Source organism: Methylobrevis albus, assembly GCF_015904235.1.
GTDB classification, from domain to species: Bacteria; Pseudomonadota; Alphaproteobacteria; order Rhizobiales; family Pleomorphomonadaceae; genus Methylobrevis_A; species Methylobrevis_A albus.
The window spans coordinates 1-22,362 of the sequence record NZ_JADZLT010000036.1 but is presented as its reverse complement, the minus strand read 5'-3'; the positions used below and the strand labels follow the sequence as shown (position 1 = coordinate 22,362).

Below are 22,362 nucleotides of genomic sequence, written 5' to 3'. Positions count from 1 at the left end.
GGCAGCGCGCTCATCGCGCCGCCTCGGCGGCCGGGCCGAGCACCTCGGCGAGCCGGCCGGCGACGGAGTTGCGCCGCGTCGGCCAGTAGCCGCGCCGGATCGCGGCGTCGAAGCTGCGCGCCGCCGCCTGTGTGGCGGCAGGGTTGGCGTCCAGCATGAAGCGGCGCACCGCTTCGTCGCCGAGCGTCGCGTCGAATAGCCGGTCGAAGGCACGCGGCGGCACCGCGTCGGTGGTGGCGGCAAAGGCAAAAAGGTTGCCGATCGTCTCGGCGATCTCGGCGGCGCCGCGGTGGCCGTGCCGCATCTGGCCGGCGAGCCAGCGCGGGTTGGTCGCCCGCCCCGCGACGACGCGGGAGATTTCCTCTTCGAGCGTGCGCACCTTGGTCGCCTCGGGCCGGGTGGCGTCGACGTGGTAGAGCGCCGGCCGCCGGCCCATGCTCGTCGCGGCCGCGGCAAAGCCGCCGGTGTGCTCGGCGAAGGCGTCGGCGTCGAGCACGTCCTGCCCGGCAAGGTCGTGCACGTGCACGAAGGCGTCCGCCCCCTGGATGCGCTCGGCGAGGGCCGCATCGGCAGCGATCCCCTCGCCGTCGCGGCCATAGGAAAAGCCGCTCGCCGCGAGATAGCCGGCGCCGAGGGCGGCGCGATCCTCGAAGGCGTCGGTGGCGATGGCCGCGCCGATGCCGACGCCATAGGCGCCCGGCGCCGTGCCGAACACGCGCGGGCCGTCGTTGGCCGCCAGCGGATTGTCCTCCGGCGCCTCGTCCAGCGCCGCGACGCAGCCCACTGCTGAGTCGAACAGCCGGATCTGCGGCTCGAACACGTCGCGGAACAGCCCGGAGATGCGCAGCGTGACGTCGACGCGCGGCCGGCCGAGCCGGGCCGGCGAAATCACCTCGAAGCCCGAGACGCGCGCCGTCGCCGGATCCCACACCGGGCGGACGCCGAGGAGAGCGAAGGCCTGCGCGAGGTCGTCGCCGCCGGTGCGCATGGTGGCGCTGCCCCAGAGGTCGATCACGATCCGCCGCGGCCAGTCGCCGTGGTCCTCGGCATAGCGGCGGACGACCTCTTCCGCCGTGCGCCGGCCGATCTCCCAGGCGGTGCGCGTCGGCACCTGGCGCGGGTCGACGGTATAGAGATTGCGCCCGGTAGGCAGCACGTCGAGCCGCCCGCGCGCCGGGGCGCCGGCCGGGCCGGGGGCGACGAAGCGGCCGTCGAGGGCGGCGAGCAGCCCGTCGCGCTCCGCCGACGCCGAGGCGTGCAGCAAGTCGGCGACGTCGTTCGTCTCGCGCCCGGTGCCGGCCGCAATGCCGGCGGCCGCGGTCTGGCGTAGTGCGGCTTCCGCGGGCCGGGCGAACACGTGCAGCCCGTCGCCGATCCGCATGTCCTTGACGTCGCAGAGCCAGGCGTCGAGCCGGGCGAGCTTCTCGGCCCGGTCGAGGTCGTCGGTCAGCCCGCCGTCGGCGGCGAGCCCGCTCTGCGCGGCCGCGTCGAGGATCGAATCCGCGAGGCGGCTCGCCCGGCGCGGGTCCAGCGTCTGCGCCTGCGCGAACTCGTCGAGCAGCGCCTCGATCTCGGCCGCCGCGCCGTGCAGCCCGGCCTCCACGAGCGGCGGCGTCAGGTGGCCGAGGGTGAGCGCGGCGATCCGGCGTTTCGCCTGCGCCGCCTCGCCGGGGTTGTTGACGATGAACGGATAGATCACCGGCAGCGCCCCGGTCAGCACCCGCGGCGCGCAGGTCGCCGTCAGCGCCACCGCCTTGCCGGGCAGCCATTCCAGCGTGCCGTGCGTGCCGAGGTGGATCATCGCGTCGGCGGCGAACACATGCCGCAGCCAGAGATGGAACGCGACATAGCCGTGCGAGGGGGCAAGGTTCGGGTCGTGATAGTCGCCGGCCCGCGCGGCCCGCCGGCCGCGGTCGGGCTGCACGGCGATGGCGAGTTTGCCCGCGACGTGCACGGCGAGGCGGAACGCGCCCTCCGCCACCGCCGCATCCGCCTCCGGCCGGCCCCAGGCGGTCTCCACCGCCGCGCGAAACGCGTCCGGCAGCGCCGCGAACAGGCGGGCATAGTCGGCGAGCGGCAAGGTCACGGTCATCGTCCGCGCCTCGAGCCCGCGGATCAGGTCGGCCGCCTCCGGCAGCGCGGCGATGTCGTAGCCGGCGCGCCGGAGATCGTCCGCGATCGCCGCAATGCTCGCCGGCCCGTCGAGCCCGACGGCATAGGCGGTGCGCCCGCCCTTCGCGGGATAGTCGGAGAGCACCAGCGCCAGCCGGCGCGCGGCGCGCGGCGCGCGCCCGAGCCGCGCCCAGCCGGCGGCGAGCGCCGCCGCATGGGCGATGCCGTCCGGCTCCGGCCGGTGCGTCACCCGGGAGAACTGCAGCGTGTCCGAGCGCGCACCCGCGCTCTTGAACGAGGCCGCGCCGGCGATCAGCCGGCCGTCGACCTCGGGCAGCACCACGTTCATCGCGAAATCGGCGGCGCCGAGGCCGCGGGCGCTGGTCGTCCAGGCGTCGTGGAAGGTAGTCGCCAGCGCCACCTGCAGCACCGGCACGTCGGCGCGGTCGAGCACGGTGCCGCCGTCGTCCTGCCGCGCGGAAAAGGCGGTGGTGTTGAGCACGACGGCCGGCGCGGTCTCCGCGATCAGCCCGGCGACCACGGCGACGGCGGCCGGGTCCTTCAGGCTGGTGACATAGACCGTGGTGACGGCAAAGCCTTCGCCGAGCAGCGCGTCGGCAAGGGCTGCCACCGGCGCGCCGTCGCCGGCCGCGAGCACGGAGCGGTAGCAGACGACGAGGGCCGCCGGCGCCCCGGCGTCCGCCGCCCGGCAGGCCGACAGCCAGCGCCCGGCCGCGATCATCGGCGCCGGCTCGGGCACGATCGCCGGCCGGCCGAGCCGGTCGTTCGCGAAGCTGAGCACCGCGGCGGCGTTGTCCGGTCCGCCGTGCTGGAACCAGCCCCAGATCCGGCGGAGGTCTGCTTCCGGCAAGGTGGAAGCGGCGTCGAGCCGCGGGTCGGGCCGGTAGTCGCCCGGCACGACGGCCAGCATCACGCCGTGCCGCCGCGCCGCGGCGGCGAGTTCGTCGACGCCGTAGCGCCAGTAGTCGAGCCCGCCGAGGCAGCGCACGATGACGAGCCGCGAGCGCGCCGCGACGCTCTCGACGTAGAGGTCGACCGAATAGGGATGCAGCAGGTCGGCGATCCGCGCGAGGCGCAGCGTCGGCGGCGCAAGGCCGCCGGCTACGGCCGCCTCGTGCGCCCCTGCCAGCAGCGCGAGGTCGGAATCGCTGAACGACAGGATGACGAGCTCCGCCGGGCTCTGGCCGAGATCGACCGCCTGGACGGTATCGTCCAGCGACCGGATCTGCTCGGCGAGCACATGCATCGCGCGTCTCCTTGCCCGAGGGCCTCAGGCGGCGATCGCCGCCTCGATCGCGGCGCGGTCGAGGCCCTTCTCGCCGATCACGACGAGCCGGCTCTGCCGCGGCCGGTCCACCGACCACGGCACATCGTACTGGTGCCGGAAGCGCGTGCCCACACCCTGCACCAGCAGGCGCATCGGCTTGCCGGTCACCTCGACGAAGCCCTTGATGCGCAGCACGTCGTGGTCGGCGGCGATGCCCGAGAGCTTGTCCACCAGCGCTTGCGGGTCGTCGGTGGCGGCGATCTCGACGACGAAGCTGTCGAAGTCGTCGTGGTCGTGCTCCGGCTCGGCGTCGTGGTGCGAGGGGCGGGCGGCGAGGTCGTCCTCGGCGGCGGCGCCGAGGCCGAGCAGGATCGCGGTCGCGACCCGGCCTTCCTCGGCCTCGACCAGCTTCACCGCCCGCGGCACGATGCCCGTGATCGCCGCGGCGATGTCGGCGCGCTCGCCGGCGCTGACGAGGTCGGACTTGTTGAGCACCACGAGGTCGGCCGAGAGCAACTGGTCCTCGTAGACCTCCTCCAGCGGATTGTCGTGGTCGACGGCATCGTCCGCCGCCCGCTGGGCGAGCACCGCGTCCGGATCGTCGGCGAAGCGCCCGGCGGCGACCGCCGCGGCGTCCACCACCGCGATCACGCCGTCGACCGTGAGCCGGCTGCGGATCGGCGGCCAGTCGAACGCCTTCAGCAGCGGCTTCGGGAGTGCGAGGCCGCTCGTCTCGATCACGATGTGCTCGGGCGGGTTGGCATTGCCGAGCAGCCCCTCGATCGCGGGGACGAAGTCGTCGGCGACGGTGCAGCAGAGGCAGCCGTTGGCGAGCTCGACGATGTTCTCTTCCGTGCAGCTCTCCACGCCGCAGGCGCGCAGGATGTCGCCGTCGACGCCGACGTCGCCGAACTCGTTGACGATCAGGCCGAGGCGGCGGCCGCCGGCGTGCTCGATCAGGTGGCGGATCAGCGTCGTCTTGCCCGCACCGAGGAAGCCGGTGACGATGGTGACGGGGATTTTGCCGGCGGCGCCGGGCTTCTGGGCGGATGTGGTCATTCGGCGGCCTCCGATGGCGCGGTCGAAGAGGAAACGGGGGCGGCGCGGACGTCGGCCACCCCGAGCGGGGAGGGCGGAATCCGGGCAACGACGCCCTTCTTGAAGCACTGCGGCCGCTCGCGCCACGGCACGATGCCGTCGGGCGCTTCGCGGTAGGCGAGGGCGCCCGCGACGATCTCGTCGAGATGCGCCGCGAGGTCGAGGTCGCCGATCACATAGGTCCAGCGCCGCCCGCCGGAGAGGGCGATCGTGCCGGGCCGCTTGCACACCGACAGGCACTCGGTCGCCGTCACCGCAATGCCGGCGACGCCGGCGAGCCGGTCGGCCAGCGCGGCATGAAGCGGCTCGCCGGGGCGCTCGAAATCGCCGCTCTCGCCGATGGCGCGGCGGCAGGTGGTGCAGACGAACAGGGTGACGTCGGTCGGGTCGGCTCGGTCCATCGCCGGCTCCTCTGGCATGCGCAAAGCGACCGGCGGGCCGCTGCGGCGCCGGCAGCGATGCCGGGCCGCGACGACCCGCCGCGCGCGAGGAACGGGATCAGGCGGCGGCGAGCCGGGGCTCGCCGCGATGCCACAGCATCCCGACGGCGGCGCCGATCGAGAGCCACAGCACGGCGGAGACGACCAGCGAAGCCGACGCGAACTGCGCCGCGAGCTCGGCCGGCACCGGGCTTTCCATCACCGGCGGATGCGGCGCGCCGATGACGTGCGGCCCGACCAGCAGCGCGGCGCCGATCGCCCTCGAAACGAGCGACGGCGCCCGGGCGACGAGATAGAGCCCGAAGCCGGTGGCGAGCACCGTGCCGAACCACCAGATCTGGCGCGCCTCCACCGCCGCGGCGCTGGCGCCCGGCAGTTCCGGCGGCAGGCCGAGCGCCGGGGCGAGCCCGGTGGCGAGGAAGCCGCCGACGGCCCAGGCGGTCGCGGTGCGCGGCGTGATCGTCTCGCCGGCGACGGTCATCGCCGCGACGAGAATCAGCGCGAAGCCGATCGCGGTGACGATGGTGGACAGCGCGGTCGACAGCGTGCGCTCGAGGCCGTCGGCCGGCATCCACGCCTCGGGGTCGTGGCTGTGCCCGACCTCGGCCACCGCGTCGGCGCCGTGGTGATGCGGCGTCGCCGCGGCCTCGGCGCTCGCATGGTCGTGCGGCGCGATCTCGGCCGGCGCGCCTTCGTAGGATTCGGCGGCGATGATCAGCGGTGTGGTGGTGAAACCCTGCACCACGGCGACGAGCACGCCGGCGATTAGCCCGGCGAGCAGGCAGACCCAGAAGATCCGGTTCAGCATGACAGCCTCCCTCGATTTCCCTGCGCTCAGTGGCAGGGGAAGCTGAGGGCGTGGCGCGTGTCGTGCGCCGCGTTGTGCAGCACGTCCGGCATCGCGAACCCGGTCGTGAAGACGAGGGCGGCGCCGACGACGAGCGCGCAGAGCGCGGCTTTCAGGGCCTCCGCACGGGCCGGTGCGGCAGTGGAAACGGTCTGGGTCGTCATCTTGGTGTCCTTCCTTGCCGCCCCACCGGCGGCCGGTTCGGAGTGGGGTTGCGACGGCAGGTCTCCTGGCTCACGTCCCTGACGCCACCGCCTTCCCGGACCGAATCGTCCAGTGGCATCGTGGCGGCGCCGAAAACGCCTACAGTTGCGGGGGCAGCCGCGGTGTTGGACCGCGTTCCCTTTTCACCTCGTCTCCGAGGCACCGTCGCGCGGAGATTAGCCGCGCCCCCGGTGTCACGCAACGCACAAACCGCGCCGGGCCGCGGCGGGGTCGTTTGGCCGCGGGGATTGCGGCGCCGGCCCGCCGATGCCATCTCCACGTCGCACGCGACAGGAGAGCCCGGATGGACATCGCCGACGACCACGCCTCGCCCGAGGCCGAGCGCCACCGGGCGAAGATGGCGAAGCGCAAGGCGGTGCAGGACGCCGAGGTCGCCTCGAAGTCCATTACCGAGAAGGGCCTGCTGATCGTCCACACCGGCCCGGGCAAGGGCAAGTCGACGGCCGCCTTCGGCCTCCTGCTGCGCGCGCTCGGCAACGGCTGGCGCGTCGGCGTGGTGCAGTTCGTCAAGGGCGCCTGGGACACCGGCGAGCGCCGCGCGGTGGAGCGCTTCGGCGACCAGGTGACGTGGCATGCGATGGGCGAGGGCTTCACCTGGGAGACCCAGGACCGCGACCGCGACGTCGCCGCCGCCCGCCGCGCCTTCGAGAAGGCCGAGGAACTGATGGCCGACCCCGGCATCCGCCTCGTGATTCTCGACGAACTCAACATCGCGCTGCGCTATGACTATCTGCCGCTCGCCGAGGTGGTTGAGGCGCTCGTCGCCCGCCGCCCCGATCTCAACGTCGTCGTCACCGGCCGCAACGCCAAGCCCGAACTCGTCGCCGCCGCCGATCTCGTCACCGAGATGGGGCTGGTAAAGCATCATTTCGCGGCCGGCGTGAAGGCGCAGCCGGGGATCGAATTCTGAGCCGTGCGGCCGCGCGGCCGCTGTTCGGCCGCCCGGCCCTTGCTCGCCCGCGACCTGCGCTGGCCGTCTCATCAAAACGTCATATTTCCTGACCTTTGATGCGACGACCGGTGAACAAAACCCGGCGCTCGCCGTTGCTCAGTCCGTCCTCCCGCCCGATCGGATGCTCATGACCGCCAGTGCCCCCCGCCGCAAGGCCCTCGTGATCGTCAACCGCCGGGCGCGGCGCGGCTCCGAGGCGATCGACGACGCGCTCGACCGGCTCGACGACGGCGGCATCGACCTCGTCGCCGTCGAGAGCGCCGAGCCCGAGGCGATCGCCGACCACATCGAGCGCCACCGCGCCGACATCGACCTCGTCATCGCCGGCGGCGGCGACGGCACGTTGAACGGCGTCGCGCAGTTGCTGCACGGCGGCGAGCTGCCGCTCGGCATCCTGCCGCTCGGCACCGCCAACGACCTCGCCCGCACCCTCGGCATCCGGCCGGAGCTCGACCACGCCGTCGACGTGATCCTCGCCGGCCACATCCGCCGCCTCGACCTCGGCGAGGTCAACGGCCGCGTGTTCTTCAACGTCGCCAGCCTCGGCTACAGCGTCGAACTCGCGAAAAACCTCACCTCGGAGGCGAAGAAGCGCTGGGGCGCGTTCGGCTATGCCATCGCCGCCATGCGCGTGCTCGGCCAGATGCGCCCCTTCACCGTGTTCATCGAGGAAGGCGGCGTCACCCGCCGGGCGAAGACGCTGCAGATCGCCGTCGGCAACGGCCGCTTCTATGGCGGCGGCATGGTGGTGGAGGAGAGCGCCCGTCCCGACGACGGCTCGCTCGACGTCTACAGCCTCGAATTCGAGAACTGGTGGCAATTGCCCGCCATCGTGCCGGCGCTGCGCCGCGGCCAGCAGGGCCGGCACCCGGCGGTGCGCACGCTGAAGACCCACGAGCTGACGATCCGCGCCCGCCGCCCGCACCAGGTCAACGCCGACGGCGAGATCGTCACGGTGACGCCGGCGACCTTCAAGGTGGTGCCGAAGGCGATCGGCATCTACGCCCCGCTCGACATCGGACTGAAGTAGGCCCCGGCGGCGGCGGCCGCCGTCGGCGGCGGATCAGAAGTAGATCCCCATCCGGGCCGCGTGCACCCGCGGCGCCCGGATCGGCGGCACCAGCGAGCGGCCGACCGGGAAGCCGCCCTCCGGCAGGGTGAACACCGGCCGCGCGCCGGTCCGCAGCTCCAGCAGCCGCGCGACACGGTCGGCGGTCTTCGGGTGCGTGCGCAGCAGCGACGGTTCGGGGACGCGCGCGCCCGGCAGGGTGAGGCCCTCCCAGAGCCGGCCCTGGATCCGCTCCAGTCGCACCAGCGCCCGCGCAAGGCCTTCCGGATCGCCGGTGAGGTGCGCCGCGCTGAGGTCCGCCTCGAACTCCCGCGTCCGCGACAGCGCGAGTTGCAGCAGCCCGCCGATGGTGGGGGCGAGCAGCAGGATCGCGATGCCCGGCAGCGGCATCGCGATGCCGCCCATCAGGAAGGCCGGCAGCGAGACGAGCAGCATCACGAAGCCGGCGAACGACATCACGCTGGTCATCCGGCTTACCATGTCGGCGAGCGCCATCACCTTGATGTCGCCGGCCGCGATGTGGCTCACCTCGTGCGCCATCACGGCGGCGAACTCACGCGCGCTCATCGTGCGGATCAACCCGTCGGTGACAGTGATCGCGGCGTCGTCGCGCGTGCCGACGGCGAAGGCGTTGAGCAGCTTGCTCGGCAGGTAGTGCAGTCGCGGTGCCCGCGGCAGGCCGGCGCGGGCCCCGAGGTCGGCGACGAGGCGCTGGCCCTCGGGAAACACCGTCGGCGGCAGCGGCCGCGCGCCATAGAGCTTCAGCACGAGCCGCGGCGAGACGTGCGTCGCGCCCCAGAGCGAGGCGCCGCCGAGGATCGCCGCCCAGAGCACGCCGGCCTCGCCCGCGAGCACATAGGCCGACAACGCCAGCAGCCCGAGGCTGCCGGCGACGAGCAGCCAGGTGTGCAGCGTGTTGCGCAGCCGGTTGCGCCGCAGCGCCGCCGCGTGGAGGAGGGGGGTATCGGTCATGCACCCGATATGGCGGTCGCGGGCGCCGGCGGAAAGAGGCGCCGGGCCCGCGCGGGTGCGGATTTCCCCTAGTTCGCGACCAGCACCTCGCTGCAGGCGGGCGGCAGGTCGGCGAGGGTGACGGGCTTCGGCGGCTTCGGCGGCGGCGCGCCGGGCTTGGCATAGGGCGCGTCGGTGAACCAGTAGGCGAGGTCCTTGCCGCAGCCGTCGCCCGGCGGCGGCGCGTCCTGCGCCTTGCAGCCGGCGGACCCCGCCGGGCAGCCGATACGGACGTGGAAATGATAGTCGTGGCCGTACCACGGGCGCACCTTGCGCAGCCAGGCGCGGTCCTTGCCGGCGCCCTCGCACATCGCCTGCTTGATCGCCGGGTTGACGAAGATGCGCGCCACCGCCCGGTCGGACGCCGCGGCCTTGACGATCGCGAGATGCGCCGCGGTCCAGATCTTCGGGTCGACCGACTTCTTGTCGGCGCCGAGCATCGAGGTTGCCTGGATCGTCTCGCGCTCCTTGCGGCTGAGCTCGCGCCGCGGCATCGGGTTCAGCCAGATGTCGGCGTCGAGGCCGACCTGGTGGCTCGAATGCCCCGTCAGCATCGGACCGCCGCGCGGCTGCGCGAGGTCGCCGACGAGCAGGCCGTTCCAGCCGACCTTCGGCGCCGTCGCCGCGAGCCGTTCGAGGAAGGCGATCAGCTCGGGGTGGCCCCAGTTGCGGTTGCGCGACAGCCGCATCACCTGCCACTGCGGCCCGTTCACCGGCAGCGCCACCGCGCCGGCGAGACAGCCGCGCGCGTAAGAGCCGATCGCCCGCGCCGCGAGCGGGGCAGGTGCTGCGGCCGCCCCGAACAGCTCTTTCGCCGGCGTATCCGAGGCGGCAAGCGCCGGGCTCCCCGTGAGGGCCGCACCAAGCAGCGCGCCGGCGAACGCCAGCCGCCGCAGGATCCCGAAGACCGATCCGCTCATCGTCGCCGATCCCTTCCGCAGCCGGCGCTCAGCGCCCGGCGGCCTCGTGCTCCCCAGCAGGCCGGATGATAGCGCAGCGGCGGCCCCGGTGGGTTAACCAAAGGTTAAGCCGGCAGCCGAGGGCGGGTCGTCCCTCACTTTCTCGACGCGCGGCGACATGCGAGAAAGATTCCCCGCCATTCAGCGAGTCGCTCTCATGACCGTCTCTTCCCGCACGATCACCCGCGCCGGTTCCGCCGGCTCGCCGCTTCGCCTCGCCTTCGTCGCCGGCGGCCTCGTCGCAGCTCTCGCCGCGCTGTCGGGCTGTGCGACGCTGTCGCAGGAGCAGTGCCGGTCGGGCGACTGGGTTTCGATCGGGCGCATCGACGGGGAGAAGGGCGAGCCGTTCGAGCGGATCGCCGAGCACGACAAGGCCTGCGGCCGCTTCGGCATCACCGTCGACCGCGCCGCCTATTCGGCCGGGCGCGACGCCGGGCTCGGCCAGTTCTGCCGCCCGGCGCGCGGCTTTGCCATGTCGCTCGCCGGCGAGGCCTATCGCAACGTCTGCCCGCCGGCGCTGGAGGGGCCGTTCCTCGCCGGCTACGACATCGCCCGTTACGCGGGCACGGCGCGCAGCGCGGCCAAGGCGGCGGAGGCCGAGGCGAACCGCGCGCGGAACGACCTGCGCGAGATCGAGCGCGACCTCGACCGGGTCGGCGCGGAGATCGCCACCGCCGAGGGCGAGGCGCGCGCCGAACTCGACCGGCGGCGACGCCGGCTGTCCGACCGGCGCTTCGAGGTCCGCTTCGACCTGATGCGAGCCGAGCGCGAGGCCGACCGGGCCGCCGATGCGGCACGTTACGCCGAGGCCGAAGCGCGCGCCCGCTTCGTTGCCGCCTTCGGCATCCCACCGGCCTGAGGCGGCCTGAGGCGGGCTGGGGCTCAGGCCCCGCCGGTCCCGGTGCCATTTTCCAGGATCGACCACACCGCGATGCGCTCACGGCTGCGCGCGTCATAGAGCTCGTAGACGCCGTTGCCCGGGGACACGACGTAGCCGATCGCTTCCTCGGACACGTGGACGAGCACGTCCGGCCAGGTTCGCCCGCCGAGCTCGATGTCCTTCAGCGCGTGCGACCAGTGCTGGAAGGTCCGGCCGGCCTTCTTCGCCAATGCATGGCCGAGCCTGAACGAGGCATCCTTCATCCGCTCGGCGAGCGCGGCCGCCTGCTGCGCCTCGCGCCGGGCGGCGAGCGCCGGATCGGCGGCGAGCTCGTCGAGCCGCCGCGCAAAAGCCTCCGCCGGCAGCACCTCGACCTCGGGGCGCGCCACCAGCCACGGCGTCATGATCCCGGTCAGCGGGGCGGTGCGATGCAATTCGAAGAAGCGGGTGTCGAGCGCCTCGATCGCCGGGTCGATGGTGCCGAAGCCGGCGCCCTTGCGGATCGCTTCGGCGCGGGCGGGGTCGCGGGCGAGGATGGCGCAGAGCTCGTCGAAGGCGGCGAGATAGTCGGCGGCGCCCATTGCGGCAAGGCCCGCACGGGCGAAGCGCCAGGTGTTCTCGTGCCCCGCCGCATTGTGCGTGAACTGGCCGTGGCCGCCGTTCAGCACCTGCTGGTAGTAGAAGTCGGCGCTGTAGACCATGGCGTATTCGGCCGGAATCTCGTCCATCATGTAGCCGTGCCTGAAGCACAGGAAGTTCACGACCTCGATCACCTGGCCGACGACGGCATAGGCGTCGCTCGACCGGATCGCCGGCTCGGAGAGATAGATCTTCGGCACCGGCGGAACCCGGCCGTGGCCACCGCCGCCGCGGTTCGGCGGTGCGCGCGGCGGCTCGCCGCCGCCGCTGCGGCCGGACACCGGCGGCACGGCCGTGCGCGGCGCACCGATCGGGACGTCGTCGCCGCGCCGGGGGGTGACCTCGGCCCCGCGCCGCGTCGCCCGTTCCATCACCGCCTGCAGCCGCGTCTCCGGCACGGCGCCGACCGCGGCGAGGGCGGGGGCAGGGCGGGTGAGCAGGCCCTTGAACAGTCGCAGCATCGCGGCCTCCCGAGCGGAGCGGCGAGGGGACGGGGCGACCGCCCCGGCCGCTCCGCGCCGCACTCCATGGAAAAGTGCCCGGCGGGAGTGAAGCGAGGGTGAACGCGGCCGCAGAAACCCGGGCTGCGCCGGCTGCATTCGACGCAGGGTCAGCCCGTCCGGCGCGGATGGTTAAGGCGGCGTTGCCCATGGCCACCGGCGGAACGAGGCCCGCGGCCGCGCCGCGCTCAGGCCGCGTGGCGGCTGGCGTCGGCGCCGTAATAGGTGATGTAGCGCGGGTTGATCGCCGACACCGGCAGCACGACCAGCACGTCGGTGGTGCCGAACTGGTGGTCGACCACCGCCCCGTCGCCGATGAAGGCGCCGACGCGCAGGTAGCCCTTCAGCAGCGGCGGCAGCGCCGCCAGCGCCGCGCGGGCGTCGATCGCCTCGGCCGGCATCCGGTTCATCTCGACGCGCCGCTCGGGCAGCGCCGACACTCGCCACGCGTCGGGCGCGCGGGCGTTGTGGTGCAGGAACGAGAGCGGCAGCGCCAGCCGCTCCGGGTCCGTGCCCTCGATCGAGGCGCAGCCGATCATCACGTCGATGCGGTGGGCGCGGACATAGGACCAGATCCCGGCCCAGAGCAGCTCCACCGTCCGCTTGGTGCGATAGGGTTTCAGCACGCAGGAGCGGCCGAGCTCGAGGAAGTTGAGCTTGCGGTGCGCGGAGATCAGCGGCTGGATGTCGAATTCGTTCGCCGTGTAGAAGCCGTCGGCGAGATCGGCCACCGTCTGGCGCAACAGGCGGTAGGTGCCGACGACGGGCGGCCGCGGCTTCTGGAACGGTCGTCCGGCTTCCGGCGGCGCATCGTGATCGAGCACCAGCAGGTGGTCGCAGACCGCGTCAAACCCGTCGACGTCGCGCCGGGTGGCGAGGCCGCCGGCATCGGCGATCGCCGCCATCTCCTCGTAGAACACGCGGTAGCGCAGCGCCTGCGCCGTACGCACCTCGGCTTCCGAGCGGGCGAGCCGCGCTTCCAGCGAGCCGATCCGCCCGAGCGGTCCATCGAGGCCGGGGCCGGCGACGCGCTGGCCGACTGGCAGCTTCAGCGCATGGGCGGTGCCGCGCACCAGCGGTCCGAACTTCGAGACGATCTCCCTCGGCGACATCCGCTCCCTGAGCACGGCCCGCGCATCCTCTCCTCTGCAGCGGCTGCGCCGCCCATCCGGCAAGTATAGACCACCAAACGCCGACAGTTTGGTGACAATGCCGTCAGAGTCGACCATTCCGTTGCCGGCGCGTCGGATTTGCTTTGCCGGCTTTGTTCAGCGGAAGTGCTTGGAGAGCTTCAGCCCTTGCGCCTGGTAGTTCGAGCCGATGCCGGCGCCGTAGAGCGTGTCGGGCACGGAGCGCATGTGCTCGTAGACCAGCCGGCCGATCGTCTGGCCGTGATCGAGGATGAACGGCACCTCGCGCGAGCGCACTTCCAGCACCGCGCGCGACCCCCGCCCGCCGGAGGGGGCATGGCCGAATCCGGGGTCGAAGAAGCCGGCGTAATGCACGCGGAACTCGCCGACCAGCGGGTCGATCGCGACCATCTCGGCCGCCGTCGCCGGCGGCACCTGCACCGCCTCGCGCGAGGCGAGGATGTAGAATTCGCCCGGGTCGAGGATCAGGCTCGGCTCGCCGCGGGCATGGATCGGCTCCCAGAAGTCGAGCACGTCGAAGGCGGCGCGCGCGTCGACGTTGACGACGCCGGTGTGCCGCTTCGCCCGGTAGCCGATCAGCGCCCCCGGCCCCTCGCGGGCGAGATCGATCGACAGCGTCAGCCCGTCCTCGAAGCGCGGCGGCTCGGTGTCGACCAGCGGCGTCGTCGCGTGCAGCGCGGCGAGGTCGGCATCCGACAGCCGCGTCTGCCCGGCGCGGAAGCGCACCTGGCTCAGCCGCGACCCGGTGCGCACCAGCACCGGGAAGGTGCGCGGGCTGACTTCGACGTAGAGCCCGCCGTGGTAGCCGGCGCCGATCGTGTCGAACGCCTGCGCCCCGTCGGTGATCACGCGGGTGAAGATGTCGAGCCGGCCGGTCGAGCTCTTCGGGTTGGCCGAGGCCGAGATGTCGGCGGGCAGGGCGAAGGCTTCGAGCACCGGCACCAGATAGACGCAGCCGGTCTCCAGCACCGCGCCTTGCGTGAGGTCGATGGTGTGCAGCCGCAGCCGCTCCAGCTTCTCGTCGATCCGCGCGCCCGGGCCGGGCAGGAAGCTCGCGCGCAGCCGGTGCGCCACCGCGCCGAGGCGGAGATCGAGGCTGGCCGGCTGCACCTGGTCGGCATCGAACGGCCGGTCCGCGGTGATCCCGCCCGCTGCCGAAAGTGCCGTGATGTCCTGGCTCGGCAGGATCCCCGTCGTACCCGTCATGCTGCCCCCGTGCGCGCGCCCGCAGCGCTGCGTCGTCGGCCCGTTCTTAGCCGCTCGCGCCGGCCGCGTCACTGTCCGAAGACGCCGGCGCGGCTCAGCCGGAGGCCCGGCCCGCGGCCCTGCCGGCGAGTTCGGTCACGAGGTCGGCGAGCTGCTCGTCGCTGAACGGCTTGATGATCACCGCCGCGCCGTCCAGCGGCGCCGCGGCGCCCGGGCCGGCGTCGCCGGTCGCAAACACCACCGGCAGATCCGGCTGGCGCTCGCGCAGCTGCCGGGCGAGGTCGATGCCGGACATGTCGGGCAGGCCGACGTCGGTGACCAGCACGTCGAGCCGCGCCGTGGGCGCCTGCGCCAGTGCCTCGCCGCCGCTTCCCGCCTCGATCACGGTCATGCCGCGTTCGAGCAGCGCATCGGCCGTCGCCATGCGGATCAGCACCTCGTCCTCGCACAGCAGCACGACGAGGCCGGCGCCCGAAACGGGCGGCGCCGGCGACAGGCCGGCGATCGGCACGGCGCCGTCGCCGTCGGCCGCGGTGTCCGGCCCGCCGCTCGCCTCGGGCGCCGTCGCCTCGATCACCTGCCGGATCTTCACGGCGAGGGCCTCCCGCGTATAGGGCTTGCTCAGAAGGTGCACGCCGGGGTCGAGCCGGCCGCCGTGCACGATCGAGTTCTCGGTGTAGCCGGAGGTGAACAGCACGGCTAGCCCCGGCAGCCGCTCCTTCGCCTTGCGGGCGAGGTCGCGGCTCTTCAGGCGCCCGGGCATCACCACGTCGGTGAACAGGAGGTCGATCGCGATGCCGCTTTCGACCACGGTCAGCGCGCTGTCGGCGTCCTTCGCCTTCAGCACCCGGTAGCCGAGTTCGCCGAGCAGCCCGACGGTGGTCTCGCGCACGGCCTCGTCGTCCTCGACCACGAGCACCGTCTCGTTGCCGCCGGCCGCGGGGGGCGCGAGCTCGGAGCCCGGCTGTGTCTTGTCCTCGGCCTCCAGCGAGCGCGGCAGGTAGAGCTTCACGGTCGTGCCGTTGCCCGGCTCGCTGTAGATCTTGATGTGCCCGCCCGACTGCTTGACGAAGCCGTAGACCATCGAGAGCCCGAGCCCGGTGCCGCGGCCCGCCGGCTTCGTCGTGAAGAACGGGTCGAACGCCTTCCGCAGCACCTCGGGCGTCATGCCGGCGCCGGTGTCGGAAACGGCGAGCATCACATACTGCCCGGCGACGGCCTCGGCGTTCATCCGCGCATAGTGATCGTCGAGGAAGGCGTTGCCGACCTCGATCGTCAGCTTGCCGTGGCCTTCCATCGCGTCGCGGGCGTTGATCGCGAGGTTGAGAATGGCGTTTTCGACGTTGGCCGGGTCGACCTGGGTGGTCCAGAGCCCACCGCCGACGATGGTGTCGATCTCGATGCCTTCGCCGAGGCTGCGGCGCATCAGGTGGTCGAGGTCGCGGATCAGCCGGCCGAGGTTGACCGCGCGCGGCTCCAGCGGCTGGCGCCGGCTGAACGACAGCAGCTGCGAGGCGAGCCTCGCCCCGCGCACCACGCCCGACAGTGCGTTGGCGACGCGCCGCTCGGCGCGCTCGTTGCCGGCGATGTCGGCGCCGAGCAGCTGCAGATTGCCGGAGATCACCTGCAGCAGGTTGTTGAAGTCGTGCGCGATGCCGCCGGCGAGGTTGCCGATCGCCTCCATCTTCTGGCTCTGGCGCAGCACTTCCTGCGTCTGCATCAGTTCGGCGGTGCGCTCCTGGACCCGGTCCTCCAGCGTCGCGTTGAGATGCTCGAGAGCCTGGGCGGTCGCCTTCGGATCCTCGATGTCGGTGTTGGTGCCGACCCAGCGGGTGATCTCGCCGGCCGCGTTGACGAAGGGCACGGCACGCGCGATGTGCCAGCGGTACATGCCGTCGTAGCGGCGCAGCCGGAACTCGGTCTCGTAGAGGCTGCCGTCGGCGAGCGACGCCTGCCAGCGTTCGGCCGCCGCGGCGCGGTCCTCGGGATGCACCAGCTCGGCCCAGCCCTCGCCGTCGAGCTCGCCGGGGCGCACGCCGGAAAACCGGTAGACCTGATCGTTGAACCAGTCGAGCCGCCCGTCGGGCAGGGCGGTCCAGGCGTGGTTGGGGATCGACTGGGCGAGCAGCTGGAAGCGCCCCTCGCTGTCCTGCGCCGCGCGGACGGCGCGGTGCTTCTCGGTGACGTCGTAGCCGATCACGAAGATGCCGAACGGCTTGCCGCCCTCGCCCTTCAGCGGCTGGTACAGCAGGTCGACGACGCGCTCCTCGAGCGCGCCGCCGCGCGTGCGCTGCAGCAGCACCCGCGCACCCTCGCGGCTTTCCGGCTGGCCGGTCTGCATCACGAGGTCGAGCAGTTCGAAGAAGCCCTGGCCCTCGATCTCGGGCAGCGCCTCGCGCACGGTGCGGCCGATCAGTTCGCGATGGCCGACGAGCTGCAGGTAGGGCTCGTTGGCGATGTCGAACACGTGGTCCGGCCCGAGCAGCACCGCCATGAAGCCGGGCGCCTGCTCGAACAGGCTGCGCAGGTAGGCGCGCTCCTCGCCGAGCTGCAGGTTCTGCATCGCGACGGTGTCGGCCCGGTTCATCACGTCGGTCTGCAGCTGCAGGCCGCGTTCCGACGCGGTCTGGCGCAGCAGGTGCAGTTCGGTGACGTCCACCGTGTGCTGCAGGACGAACGCGACCTCGCCGCCCGCGCCGCGCACCGCCTTGTGCGTCGCGCTCCAGTAGCGGTCCTCCATCACCCCGTCGTCGCGGGCGATCGGATAGGGGATCAGCGGCAGCGTATCGTCGGTGCCGGTCGTCAACACCTTCTCGAGCGAGCGGCGCAGCAGCTTGTCCGGCACCGAGCCGGGTTCGCTCGGAAACGCCTCGAACAGGTTGCGGCCGAGCAGGCCCTCGCGGGTGCGTCCGGTCACGGAGAGGTACGCCCCGTTCATGCCGACGATGGCCAGCGACCTGTCGAGGATGACGTAGGGGTTCGGGGACAGTTCGAAGAGGTGGGCAGGATCGACGGCGCTGAGCTCCGGCGCGCGGAACATCGGGTATTCTCCATGGCGTCATCGGGCCGTGCGCTGGCCCCGTTATGCTCTCATGTCATGACGGCGCGTTCATTTCAAACGGCTAACGAGCGCCGGCGTTTTTGCGCGCCGGCCGAAATTCATCATACGATCCGGCAGCTTCGCCCCGATCGTCGGTTCCGGCCCGCGTGGGTGCGGGTTTCGCCCGCCGGCCCGGCGCTTGACGTCCCGATCCCCCGGGTCTAACGATGGCAGGATCGTGGTCATTTGAGCCGGCCGGCTTGCCGCCACGTTAAACAACGGGCTAAAAAGGTCGGGGCCGCGTCTTGGACGCGCGAGCAACCCGGCCGGCATTCGCCCGCCGGGTTTTTTGTCGTCCGCGCTGCGGACCCTGCTTCGGGACCACGCCATGACCGACCGCCGCCTCCACCCCGACACGCTGCTCGTTCACGGCGGCACCTTGCGCTCGCCGTTCGGCGAGACCTCCGAGGCGCTGTTCCTGACCCAGGGCTACGTCTACGCGAGCGCGGAGGAGGCCGAGGCGCGCTTCCTCAACCTCAGCCCCGGCTACCAGTATTCGCGCTTCTCCAACCCGACCGTGACGATGTTCGAAGAGCGCATGGCGCTGTTCGAAGGCGCCGAGGTGGCCCGCGCCACCGCCACCGGCATGGCCGCCGTCACCGCCGCGATGCTGTGCCAGGTCAAGGCCGGCGACCATGTCGTCGCCGCCAAGGCGCTGTTCGGCTCGTGTCGCTACGTCGTCGAGGACCTGCTGCCGCGCTTCGGCGTCGCCTGCACCCTCGTCGACGGCACCGACCTCGACCAGTGGCGCGCCGCCGTGCGGCCCGAAACCGTCGCCTTCTTCCTCGAAAGCCCGACCAATCCGACGCTGGAACTGGTCGACATCGAGGCGGTCGCCAAGATCGCCCACGACGGCGGCGCCCGCCTCGTCGTCGACAACGTGTTCGCGACGCCGCTCTGGCAGCAGCCGTTGAAGCTCGGCGCCGACATCGTGGTCTATTCCGCGACCAAGCACATCGACGGCCAGGGCCGCTGCCTCGGCGGCGTCGTCTGCTGCTCGAAGGAATTCCTCGACACCTACCTGCAGGTCTTCATCCGCCAGACCGGCCCGTCGATGAGCCCGTTCAACGCCTGGGTGTTGCTGAAGGGCCTCGAAACGCTGCCGCTGCGCGTCGAGCGCCAGACCGCGACCGCCGCCAAGGTCGCCGACGCGCTCGCCGCCCACCCGGCGGTGACCCGCGTGATCTATCCTGGCCGCGCCGACCATCCCCAGGCCGAGCTCGTCAAGCGCCAGATGAGCGGCGGCTCGACCATGGTCGCCTTCGAGGTGACCGGCGGCAAGGCCGGCGCCTTCGCCGTCGCCAACGCGCTCGAGATCGTCAAGATCTCCAACAACCTCGGCGACGCGAAAAGCCTCATCACCCATCCGGCGACGACGACGCACCAGCGCCTCTCGGAAGAGGCCCGCGCCGAACTCGGCATCGGCCCCGGCCTGCTGCGCCTCTCCGTCGGCCTCGAACACCCCGGCGACCTGATCGCCGACCTGACCACGGCGCTCGACGGGATTGCGGCGGAGCGCGCCGCGGCGGAGTGATCGGGGGCGTCTCGGGCCGGCGGGGTCATTCCCCCGCCGTCACCGCCGCAGCCCGCTCCGGCGCCCGCAGCACCTTGGCGAGGATCGTCAGCGAAGCCGTCAGCAGCAGGGCGCCGTTGAGCGGGTGCATCGCCATCGGCCAGCCGAGCCCGCTCGCCTCGCCGGCGACGACCCAGCCGATCTGGGTGGCGTAGAGCAGCGCCTGCAGGCCGGCCCACCAGCGCAGGTGCCGGTTGCGCCCGCCGCGCAGCGCGCCGGCGAGCACCACGAGGATCGGGATCGCCGCCGCGCCGCCGACGGCGCCGTGCACGCCCCAGAGCCCCGCATCGGTGAAGAGCGCCAGCCCCGCGAGCAGGAACTGCGTCAGCAGCAGCACCGGCACCAGCAGCGCCGCCAGCGCGACGACGCGGCTCGCCCTTTCCTCACGGCGCGTCAGCATGCGGCACCGGCGGCGATCCGCGCGGGCGCGGCAATCGCCGGCAAGGCAGCGGCGCGCCCCGGCACCGACCGGCGCCAGCTCTCGATCCGCGCCGCATAGGCCCGCCCGGCCTCGGCGAGAGCGGCGTCGTCGAGACGGCCCGTCTCGTAGACGAAGAACGGCGAGGCCCACGGCAACCCGCAGCGATTGGCGGTCGCCTGCAGCGGCCGCATCATCTCGGTGAGCGGATAGAGGTTGGCGCCGCCGGGCGTATAGGCGGCCGCCGTGTTGCCGGCCGTCGACGCCACCAGCAGCGGCGTCCCCATCAGGCGGTCGCCCTCCTCGCGCGGGTGAATGTAGTACATCCGCGTCAGCACGAGGTCCTGCCACGCCTTCAGCAGCGGCGGCACCGAATACCACTGCAGCGGGAACTGCAGCACCAGCCGCCGCGCCGACAACAGGCGGGCGACCTCGGCGTCGGCATCGATCGCGCCGTTCGGATAGAGCGCCTGCATGTCGACGACGGCGACATCGTCGAGGGTGGCCGCCGCCGCCGCCAGCGCCGCGTTGACGCGCGAGGTTGCGGGGGAGGGGTGGAACATCAGGACGAGGGTGTCGGGCATCGGACATCTCCGGGTTGGCTGTTGACGTCCGGAGGGTGCCGCAGCGATCATCATTCATCCAATGGATCGTCTGTATATCGAGATATCCGTTTCATGAATTTACGCGGCGTCGATCTCAACCTGCTGGTGGTGCTGTCCGCGGTGCTCGAGGAGGCGCACGTCTCCCGCGCCGCCGACCGGCTCGGTCTGTCGCAGCCGGCGACCTCGTCGGCGCTCGACCGCTGCCGGCATCTGTTCGCCGATCCGCTGCTGGAGCGGCGCGGCGCCCGCATGCAGCGCACGCCGAAGGGCGAGCGCCTGCGCGCGCCGCTGCGCCGGCTGCTCGCCGACGTCGGCGCCCTGGTCGACGCGCCCGAAGTGCCGCTGGTCGATCTCCGCCAGACCGTCCGCGTCGTGATGGCCGATCACCCGGCGATGGTCGTCGCCGGCGCGCTGCACCACGCCCTTGCCGCAACCGCGCCGGGCCTCGACCTCGTCGTGCTGCCGTGGCGCGGCGCGCCGGAGGCGATGGAGCAGCTCGCGCGCGGCAGCGCCGATCTCGCGCTTTCGGTGTTCGCGGCGACCGACGCCGATATCCGGCGCGAGGAATTGCTCGAGGAGACCTACCGCGTCGTGATGCGGCGCGGCCATCCGACAGCGACCCGCTTCGACCTCGACGCCTGGCTCGCCTTTCCGCACATCCTCGTCTCGGGCCGCGGCGAGGCGCATGGCGCGGTCGACGAGGCGCTGCTGAGACTCGGACGCCGCCGCCGCGTCGGCATGGTGGTGCCGAGCTTCCTGCTGGTGCCGTCGCTGCTCGGCGGTTCCGATCTCGTCGCCATGATGCCGAGCCGCTGTGTACCCGTGGAACCGGCCGGCGCCTTCGCGGTGTTCGCGCCGCCGATCGCCGTGCCGGGCTTTCCGCTGCATCTCGCCTGGCACGCCCGCGCCGACGCCGACCGCGCCGTGCAGCACGTTGCCGGCCTGATCCGCGACTGCCTCAGCGGTCTGCCCGTTCCCCCGCTGGCGGCGCCTTGAGCCGCGCGGCGCCGATGACGATCCGCGCCGCCGCCGACACCGCCGTCAGCGCAGCAAAGCCCCAGGCGAGCACCGGGAACCAGCCCGGAAACGCCGCCATGGCGAGAAACACCGCCACGGTTTCGGTGCCCTCGGCGAGCCCGGCGACGTAGTAGAGCGACTTCCTGCCCTGCGCCTCGGTGGCGAGCCCGCGCTTTTCCGCCATCACCGCGAAGGCGAGGAAGGCGGCGCCGTTGACGTAGAAGGCGGTGAGCAATGCTGCGGCGGCGAGCGCGTTGGCGGCGGGATCGGCGATCGCGAAGGCGAGCGGGATCGCGCCGTAGAAGCCGAAGTCGAGCACGATATCGAGAAAGCCGCCGCGGTCGCTGGCCGTGGTCGCCCGGGCGACCGGTCCGTCGAGCCCGTCGACCAGCCGGTTGATCGCGATCAGCACGAACCCCGCCGCGAACCACCCCGCCGCGATCGCCGCCGTCGCCAGCATGCCGACGCCGAAGCCGGCGAGCGTCAGCCCGTCGGCGGTGACCCCGGCGGCGGCGAGACGCCGGCCGGCGCGGGCGAGCGGCGGGTCGATCAGCGGGCGGATGCGGGCATCGAACATCGGCGGCTCCGGCTCGGCGGGCGCGGCCACGTCCGCACGGTGCGGCAGCGGTTGACGTGGCGCCGCGCCGGCGCAACTCCTATCATGGTTCGAGAGCGCTGCGATCCGGGGCCGGCGAAAGCCCGGTCCGGCCGCGCGGCTGGCGAGGGCAGGCGGCCGGATGTCGGCCGGATTTTCGGGGGAGATCGCCCATGTACCGCGCGGTGACCCGCGACATCGAGGTGACGGTGACGCCGGTCTACCGGCCGGACGAGTCGCGGCCCGACGAAGGCCGCTGGTTCTGGGCCTACGAGGTCGGCATCGTCAACGGCGGCGAGCTGGCGGTGCAGCTGCTCGCCCGCCACTGGGTCATCACGGATGCCCACGGCGCGGTGCAGGAGGTGCGCGGCCCCGGCGTCGTCGGCCAGAAGCCGCTGATCGGCGCCGGCGAGCGCTTCGACTACACCAGCGGCTGCCCGCTGACGACGCCGTCCGGCTTCATGCAGGGCGCCTACCGCATGGTCGATGAACTGGGCGAGGTCTTCGACATCGGCATCCCGGCGTTTCCGCTCGACGTGCCGGATGCGAGGCGGGTGCTGAACTGAGGGCCGTGACGCGGGAGGCCCCCTCCCTGTCCCTTGTAAGTTACCTCTGCCGTCCTCTGGTACAGTGCCAGGTGCGGCGTCGGATGCGCGACCGCCGGTCCCTGGGTCGTC

Annotated in this window: 20 protein-coding genes and 2 riboswitches; of the genes, 6 read left to right on the top strand and 14 right to left on the bottom strand. The window is 72.6% G+C overall.

Features of this window, described 5'->3' with window-relative positions; genetic code table 11:
• Positions 1-10: 10 nt before the first annotated feature.
• The 5 genes from cobN to I5731_RS00440 all read right to left on the bottom strand — a co-directional run bounded on the left by cobN (position 11) and on the right by I5731_RS00440 (position 5,949).
• Positions 11-3,379: a cobaltochelatase subunit CobN gene (gene cobN / locus I5731_RS00460; RefSeq protein ID WP_197309387.1), complete on the bottom strand. Its 3,369-nt coding sequence runs from the start codon at positions 3,377-3,379 to the stop codon at positions 11-13.
• Between the two features lie 24 nt (positions 3,380-3,403).
• The gene (gene cobW / locus I5731_RS00455) at positions 3,404-4,459 is read right to left on the bottom strand and encodes a cobalamin biosynthesis protein CobW (protein WP_197309386.1); all 1,056 of its coding nucleotides are present in this window, start codon (positions 4,457-4,459) and stop codon (positions 3,404-3,406) included.
• Entirely contained in the window at positions 4,456-4,899 is a 444-nt protein-coding gene (locus I5731_RS00450) for a DUF1636 domain-containing protein (protein ID WP_328837820.1), read from the bottom strand. Before I5731_RS00450 ends, cobW begins: the two co-directional genes overlap by 4 nt.
• A 97-nt stretch (positions 4,900-4,996) precedes the next feature.
• Positions 4,997-5,746 carry a CbtA family protein gene (locus I5731_RS00445; RefSeq protein ID WP_197309384.1) on the bottom strand — a complete coding sequence of 250 codons (750 nt, stop codon included), beginning with the start codon at positions 5,744-5,746 and terminating at the stop codon, positions 4,997-4,999.
• 26 nt (positions 5,747-5,772) lie between these two features.
• Entirely contained in the window at positions 5,773-5,949 is a 177-nt protein-coding gene (locus tag I5731_RS00440) for a CbtB domain-containing protein (RefSeq protein WP_197309383.1), read from the bottom strand.
• A gap of 38 nt (positions 5,950-5,987) precedes the next feature.
• Positions 5,988-6,171, bottom strand: a riboswitch (cobalamin riboswitch).
• Positions 6,172-6,293: 122 nt separating this feature from the next.
• On the opposite strand from I5731_RS00440, the gene cobO reads away from it, so the two are divergent.
• Together cobO and I5731_RS00430 are read left to right on the top strand one after the other, a co-directional pair.
• Positions 6,294-6,920: a cob(I)yrinic acid a,c-diamide adenosyltransferase gene (gene cobO, locus I5731_RS00435; RefSeq protein WP_197309382.1), complete on the top strand. Its 627-nt coding sequence runs from the start codon at positions 6,294-6,296 to the stop codon at positions 6,918-6,920.
• A 163-nt stretch (positions 6,921-7,083) separates the two neighbouring features.
• Positions 7,084-7,992: a lipid kinase gene (locus tag I5731_RS00430; RefSeq protein WP_197309381.1), complete on the top strand. Its 909-nt coding sequence runs from the start codon at positions 7,084-7,086 to the stop codon at positions 7,990-7,992.
• A 33-nt stretch (positions 7,993-8,025) separates the two neighbouring features.
• Here I5731_RS00430 and I5731_RS00425 read toward each other — a convergent pair whose 3' ends face one another.
• Positions 8,026-9,003, bottom strand: a complete 978-nt coding sequence (locus tag I5731_RS00425) for a zinc metalloprotease HtpX (protein ID WP_197309380.1) — start codon at positions 9,001-9,003, stop codon at positions 8,026-8,028.
• A 68-nt stretch (positions 9,004-9,071) separates the two neighbouring features.
• Positions 9,072-9,962 (bottom strand): penicillin-insensitive murein endopeptidase, encoded by an 891-nt coding sequence (gene mepA / locus I5731_RS00420; RefSeq protein WP_197309379.1) that lies wholly within the window; start codon positions 9,960-9,962, stop codon positions 9,072-9,074.
• A 196-nt stretch (positions 9,963-10,158) separates the two neighbouring features.
• On the opposite strand from mepA, the gene I5731_RS00415 reads away from it, so the two are divergent.
• Positions 10,159-10,860: a DUF2799 domain-containing protein gene (locus I5731_RS00415; RefSeq protein WP_197309378.1), complete on the top strand. Its 702-nt coding sequence runs from the start codon at positions 10,159-10,161 to the stop codon at positions 10,858-10,860.
• A gap of 23 nt (positions 10,861-10,883) precedes the next feature.
• On the opposite strand, the gene I5731_RS00410 is transcribed toward I5731_RS00415, so the two are convergent.
• The 4 genes from I5731_RS00410 to I5731_RS00395 form a co-directional block, all read right to left on the bottom strand.
• A complete protein-coding gene (locus tag I5731_RS00410; protein ID WP_197309377.1) occupies positions 10,884-11,981 on the bottom strand; it encodes a DMP19 family protein in 1,098 nt (365 codons plus the stop codon).
• Positions 11,982-12,208: 227 nt separating this feature from the next.
• Entirely contained in the window at positions 12,209-13,132 is a 924-nt protein-coding gene (locus tag I5731_RS00405) for a GNAT family N-acetyltransferase (protein WP_197309376.1), read from the bottom strand.
• A gap of 156 nt (positions 13,133-13,288) precedes the next feature.
• Positions 13,289-14,377, bottom strand: coding sequence for a 2'-deoxycytidine 5'-triphosphate deaminase (locus I5731_RS00400; RefSeq protein ID WP_197309375.1), 1,089 nt, complete (start codon positions 14,375-14,377; stop codon positions 13,289-13,291).
• A 94-nt stretch (positions 14,378-14,471) separates the two neighbouring features.
• On the bottom strand, positions 14,472-17,417 hold the full coding sequence (locus tag I5731_RS00395) for a hybrid sensor histidine kinase/response regulator (RefSeq protein WP_197309374.1): 2,946 nt from the start codon (positions 17,415-17,417) through the stop codon (positions 14,472-14,474).
• Positions 17,418-17,645: 228 nt separating this feature from the next.
• A riboswitch (SAM riboswitch) is annotated at positions 17,646-17,725 on the top strand.
• A gap of 80 nt (positions 17,726-17,805) precedes the next feature.
• Between I5731_RS00395 and I5731_RS00390 the strand changes: the two genes are divergently transcribed.
• Complete coding sequence (locus I5731_RS00390) at positions 17,806-19,011, top strand: O-succinylhomoserine sulfhydrylase (RefSeq protein ID WP_197309373.1); 1,206 nt, start codon at positions 17,806-17,808, stop codon at positions 19,009-19,011.
• Positions 19,012-19,036: 25 nt separating this feature from the next.
• Here the strand turns inward: I5731_RS00390 and I5731_RS00385 are convergent, their stop codons facing one another.
• Both I5731_RS00385 and I5731_RS00380 read right to left on the bottom strand, forming a co-directional pair.
• Complete coding sequence (locus tag I5731_RS00385) at positions 19,037-19,450, bottom strand: DUF6220 domain-containing protein (protein ID WP_197309372.1); 414 nt, start codon at positions 19,448-19,450, stop codon at positions 19,037-19,039.
• A complete protein-coding gene (locus I5731_RS00380; RefSeq protein ID WP_197309371.1) occupies positions 19,444-20,052 on the bottom strand; it encodes an NAD(P)H-dependent oxidoreductase in 609 nt (202 codons plus the stop codon). The genes I5731_RS00385 and I5731_RS00380 overlap by 7 nt, the downstream gene beginning before the upstream one ends.
• Positions 20,053-20,145: 93 nt before the next feature.
• Here I5731_RS00380 and I5731_RS00375 point away from each other — a divergent pair, with 93 nt between their 5' ends.
• Positions 20,146-21,069, top strand: coding sequence for a LysR family transcriptional regulator (locus tag I5731_RS00375; RefSeq protein ID WP_197309370.1), 924 nt, complete (start codon positions 20,146-20,148; stop codon positions 21,067-21,069).
• On the opposite strand, the gene I5731_RS00370 is transcribed toward I5731_RS00375, so the two are convergent.
• On the bottom strand, positions 21,032-21,667 hold the full coding sequence (locus I5731_RS00370; protein ID WP_197309369.1) for a CDP-alcohol phosphatidyltransferase family protein: 636 nt from the start codon (positions 21,665-21,667) through the stop codon (positions 21,032-21,034). The genes I5731_RS00375 and I5731_RS00370 overlap by 38 nt on opposite strands.
• Positions 21,668-21,858: 191 nt before the next feature.
• On the opposite strand from I5731_RS00370, the gene apaG reads away from it, so the two are divergent.
• Positions 21,859-22,251 carry a Co2+/Mg2+ efflux protein ApaG gene (apaG, locus tag I5731_RS00365; RefSeq protein ID WP_197309368.1) on the top strand — a complete coding sequence of 131 codons (393 nt, stop codon included), beginning with the start codon at positions 21,859-21,861 and terminating at the stop codon, positions 22,249-22,251.
• Positions 22,252-22,362 lie beyond the last annotated feature (111 nt).